Source organism: Vibrio sp. B172a (assembly GCF_030248355.1).
In the GTDB taxonomy this organism is placed as follows: domain Bacteria; phylum Pseudomonadota; class Gammaproteobacteria; order Enterobacterales; family Vibrionaceae; genus Vibrio; species Vibrio owensii.
The window spans coordinates 1-1,791 of sequence record NZ_JAHGAC010000058.1; the positions used below are offsets into that span (position 1 = coordinate 1).

The 1,791-nt window shown below is 30.7% G+C and carries 2 protein-coding genes; one reads left to right on the plus strand and one right to left on the minus strand.

Translation table 11 applies throughout. The annotated features are described in order from the left end of the window. Window positions 1–79: 79 nt before the first annotated feature. Window positions 80–496, minus strand: a complete 417-nt coding sequence (locus tag KIT90_RS27765; RefSeq protein ID WP_285379778.1) for an H-NS family nucleoid-associated regulatory protein — start codon at window positions 494–496, stop codon at window positions 80–82. A 629-nt stretch (window positions 497–1,125) separates the two neighbouring features. On the opposite strand from KIT90_RS27765, the gene KIT90_RS27770 reads away from it, so the two are divergent. Beyond that, window positions 1,126–1,575 (plus strand): hypothetical protein, encoded by a 450-nt coding sequence (locus tag KIT90_RS27770; protein WP_285379780.1) that lies wholly within the window; start codon window positions 1,126–1,128, stop codon window positions 1,573–1,575. Window positions 1,576–1,791: the final 216 nt, after the last annotated feature.

The following is a 1,791-nucleotide window of genomic DNA, read 5'->3' on the forward strand; positions in this document are numbered from 1 at the left end:
ACTGGGCGCCATTGGGTAGATACTGTATATTTCTATTTCATGATTAATTAAATAGGCGACATCGTCGCCTATTTAACAATTATTGTTTGTCTATCAAATATTCATCTAGAGATTTTCCTGCATCTAGCTGAACTTGAATTACTGATGGTGTTCGCCCCTGGCCTGTCCACGTTTTTTCTTTGCCATTATCATCAATGTACCGATATTTTGCAGGACGAGGTGAACGTTTAGTTTTAACCTTCGTTTTTGTTTGATTAGATAGAGCTTTAATTAAAGCATCAACATCAATGCCATTTTTCGTGATTTGTTTAGCTATTTCTTCAAGTTTCGCGTTTTGCTCTTCACGTTCTTCAAGCGCTGCTTTTTCGAGCTTTTTTCGCTCGAGTGCTACAGTGGTTAGTTTATCGAGTGCTTCTTCTAACTGCTCCAAAGTTAACTCGCGTGAGAATGCTCGCAGAGAGCGAATATTAAGCAATGTTTTTAACATTTCCGACACAATTAAATTCCTTTCATTATTTGGTTTATTAATAAGATACATATTATATCAGTGTTATTGAAGATTGAATTTGTTTTTATCTGTTTATTTTATTGGTTTGTCTAAGTGATAGTTAGAGCGGCAATGATACTTAGTCAAAAATCGCTGAGTTTATAGCATTAGACAATATGCCGATTTAAGCTTTGTTAAGCTAAATAAAGAAACATTCTGTCAAGTGAAAGGTAGAGGTCCCTATTGATTGTCTTAATCGTAGGTTTAAAAATTTTTGTTACTTAGCGGTATCGATTCTGATATGGGGATATATATTAGGCGCGGACACAAGATTACGCTTACTCTTCGATTTGGAAGACGTGAGCAAGTAAGTGTAGCCGTATCTTCCAAGAGGTAGGATTATCAAATGAAGGAAAATAAAAATTTCGCTGATTAGTTTGATGAGTTATTTAGTATTTTCTGCAACATAACAGAAGTTATCTATAGAAATGATAATAATCTGACCATGAAAATTGAAGCAATATTAAAATTATGAAATAATGTAACAAAGTGTTACTTGAGATTTTGTAAAATGCTTGACTTTATCTTCATTACGCTTGCATATTATTATGCAACATTATTAATATAAAATATCTAATATGAATAAATCAATTGTCAGTGAAATAATTAGTAATTCAAGAACGCAAATTCTTATTTCAAAGAATTTTCTATATTTTTCAAATTTAGAAATGGATTTTAATTTAAGAGATTTCAATTCTATATTTGAGAATAATATAGTAATTTTAAAGTCAAACAACTATGTGTCTTATGGAGAAGGCTTAATAGAAAATAAAACCAATCATGGTATTTTTTCCTTTTCAGGTGATCTTGATGTAAAAATAGAGAGGCTAGATAAAGTTATTGTCGTCAATCTTGGTGTTTTTTCTGAAATTATCGACATAAATGCTATAAAAGGCTTTATAAGTAATGAACATATAAATACGGTTACCGAATTATTTGATAAAATATCATCTCCTAGTGAGAATATATATGAAATATTGGCCATAGCAAACATCTTTGCGATTGATTTAATAAACAAAAGAATCTGATGTTGTTTAAATGTTATTTTTAGATTTCGTTAGCCGTTTTTAATATGCTCTTATTCTCTAGGCTTATTTTTATCATAAAATAAATGTCTTATTAATTGCTATCTTCATTTTTGGTTCGGAATTTAACTAAGTACCTTATTATCAACAAAGCAAGTTAAGACACAATAGTGAAGCCGATAGGTGATCTATGGTGAATAGTTTGAAAACTGCCACATC

Coding starts and splice junctions, on each gene's coding strand:
- KIT90_RS27770 (WP_285379780.1), top strand. CDS start 1,126: ATGAATAAATCAATTGTCAGTGAAATAATTAGTAATTCAAGAACGCAA.